The following is a 3206-nucleotide window of genomic DNA, read 5'->3' as shown; positions in this document are numbered from 1 at the left end:
CGCCCCGGCCGTGCGGGACCTCGCCGCCGCCCGCGACGAGATCGCCCGGCTGCGCGCGGACGGCGCGGCCGTGCTCGACGTGGCGGGGATCGCCGGGTTCGACGCCGCCCGCGCCGACCTGGACCAGGCGGCCGGCGAGCTGCGCCGGCTGGAAGAGGCACGTGCCGGCAAGCTCCGGCAGCGGGAGCAGGCGTCGCAAGCGGTGAACGATGCCCTGCTCGCCGACGCCGACGAGATCGGCGCGCTCGACCGTGCCGTGGAAGCCAGACTCGCCGACGCCCAGCTCGCCGACCGGCTGGAAACCGAGGCACGCCAGCTCGACGAGGACGCCCGGGCGCTGCTCATCGACCTGACCGGCCCGGCCGACGCCCGGCCGACGGCCACGATTCTCGGCGAGCTGCACATCCCAGCGGACATCGCCAGGCAGCTCGACGAGATCGCCGAGGTGATCCGCCAGCACACCGACGAGGTCACCCACGCCGAGCGCCAGCTGACCGGAGCACGTTCCCGCCAGGCGGACGCCGCCCGCACCGGCCGCGTCTTCGACCCAGCCGCGGTCACCCTGCTGCGGCAGGCGGTCACGGAGATCCGCAAGGACGGGTCGGCCTGCCAGCAGACCCGCCAGGCCGTCGACCAGGCCGCCCGCGCGCTGCGGGAACGCCGGGAAGCCCTGTGCCGCGCCGGGTACCGCAGACCGGATGCCCTTGACGTCGTCCCACCGAACCCGCCGTCCCGGGAGACCGTCGACCGGCTGCGCCAGGCACTCACCAGGACCACGCACACCGTCGACCAGCATGCGGCGGCCCTGACGGCCGCGGCCACCAGGCTGACCGGGCTGCGAGAACAGCTCGCTAACGCCGGTGACAGCGAGCCCCCGCGGCGCACCGAGCTCGACGACATCCGCGCCGAGCGGACCGAGCTGTGGAACCGGCTGGTGGACCGGCTGGCGGACGCCGCGGCCGACGGGGCGGCCCTGCGCCGCGCCGAGACCGAGGCGCTCGTCCTGCCCGTGACCACCGCGATAGCCCGCGCCGACGACATCGCCGACCGGTACGCCGAGAACCTCGCCGCGCACGCCGGCCTGGCGGTACGCACCGAGCACCTGCGGGACGGTTCGGCGGCGGCGCAGGCCGGCCACGCGGAGGCCCTGGCCGCCCACACCGAGGCCTCGGCGTCCGTCGACGAGGCCCGCCGCGCGTGGGCCGCGCTGTGGAACGAGCTCGAGGTGGCCGTCCCCGCCGAGCCGGCGGCCGACGACGTGCTGGACGCCCTGCGCACGGCCCAGCAGACGCACGCGGACCTGCTCGCCGCGCGGCAACGCATCGCCGGCCTCAGCAGCCTTGTGAACGACCAGCGCCTGACCGTGGTCACAGCCCTCAGCCCCCTCGGCGCCCTGGGCTTCCTCGCCCCCGCCGGCGCGGCCGCCCCCGCCGGCACGACCGCCCCCGCCGGCACGGCCGCCCCCGCCGGCACGGCCCAGGACCCGGCGGCCGGCCTCGGAGCACCAGCCCCGACCGCGCCATCCGCTCCCCCCGGCCGGGAGGCCACCACCAGCGCCGGGATCACCACAGACGGGGTGGACACGGTGGCCGCGACCGGCGGCGAGAACGGCGAGGCGGTGGGGACCGGATCCGGCCTCGATCTCGACACCCTGCTCGGTGCCGCGGACCAGGTCCTCGACGAGGCGTCCCGCGCGCAGGAAGCCCACGCCACAGCCAGAGCCCGCGCTGAGGAGGTGGACCGGGCCGAGCGGGCCCGACAGGCCCGGCTGGCGGAGCTCCACGAGGCCCAGGCCCGCTGGGCACAGCAGCGACAGGCCGCGCTCCTGTCCCCCGCGCTGCACCCCGACGGCTGGGCCGAACGGCGGCGGCGGCTGACCGAGGCGGTCGACCACCACCGCCGAGCCCTCAGGGCCACCCAGGACGCCGCCGGCGCCCGGGCCCGCCACGCCGCCTTCGCCGAGCGCGTCGCCACGCTCGCCAGCCGGCACGCCGCGGCCGTCAGCAGCCTCGCCGCCTCGCCGCCTCCCGCGTCCTCGGACCTGCGGACGGCCGCGTCGAGCCAGCCGCCGACAGATCTTCAGCTGCTCACCGGCGCGGTGCGGACCGCCCGGAACGCCCGCGACGATGTCGAGCGGACCAACACGGATCTTGCCCGCCTCGACGACGAGACCAGCGCGGCCGGCCGGCAACGGGACAGCGCGGTGGCACGCCTGACGGACCTGCGCGACACCGCCGGCCTCGGCCCGGCCGGTGACAGCGACCACGCCGACGCGGCCGCCAGCGGAGCATCATGCTCTGGCCCATGGTCTGGCCCCTCCGGGCTGGTCGAGTGCCTCGCGGCCGCGGCCGCCCGGGGGCGCCTCGTCGTCGCCGCCGTGGAACGCCGGACGCGGGCGGCCGAACGGATCCACGCCGCCGCACCGGACGAGGACCTGGACACGCTCGCCAAGGAACTCGCCGACCGCACCGACGAGGAGCTCACGGACGAGCTGGCGGCGGCGGCGTCCGACCGGCACCGGCACGAGGGCGAGCACAACCAGGCACGCCAGGAGCTCGGCAGGCTCGAGGAGCGCCTGGCAGCGCTGACCTCCTCCCAGTCGAACGCCGCCGAGCTGGCGGCCCTGGCGCAGGAGAAGCTCGCGGTCATCGCCGAGAGCGCCGAACGCCACCTGACACTAAAGATCCAATATGAGATCCTGCGTGACCAGCTGGACGCGTACGAGCGTCAGCACGCCTCCCCGCTGCTGGCCGACGCCGGGGGCCTCCTCGAACGGCTCACCGACGGACGCTACGTCGCCCTGCGCGCCGCCGGCGTCACCGGCGGCCGCAGCCTGCGGGTCATCCGCTCCGACGAGCAGGAGCTGGCCCCGCACGAGCTCTCCGAAGGCACCACGGACCAGGTCTACCTGGCGCTTCGCCTCGCAGCGATCAGCCAGCTGCAGCGTGAGCGCCAGGACCGCGGCGATCCACCGCTGCCCGTCGTCCTCGACGACGTCCTGATGGCCTTCGACGATCAACGAACCGCGGCCGCGCTCGGCGTCCTCGCCGAGCTCGCCGGGCAATGGCAGATCATCGTGCTGACCCACCACGACCGCACCGCCGAGATCGCCCGGACCAGCACACCCGTCACCACCACGATCACCCAGCTCCCGTCGGCGAACGCCCTCCCGGCGAGCCGCCCCGCCACGGCAATCCGCGCCGCGA

At 76.2% G+C, this 3206-nt stretch carries 1 protein-coding gene; it reads left to right on the top strand.

Annotated features, from left to right (window positions below; translation table 11 throughout):
* Nucleotides 1-3206 (top strand): hypothetical protein (locus tag NBW84_RS21280; RefSeq protein ID WP_250286745.1); only part of this gene is annotated, 3206 nt, incomplete at both ends.

Source organism: Protofrankia sp. CiP1_Cm_nod2 (genome assembly GCF_920664355.1).
Taxonomy (GTDB): Bacteria; Actinomycetota; Actinomycetes; order Frankiales; family Frankiaceae; genus Protofrankia.
Note: the sequence above shows the minus strand (reverse complement) of the source record. Positions and strands in the feature narration are given on the sequence as shown.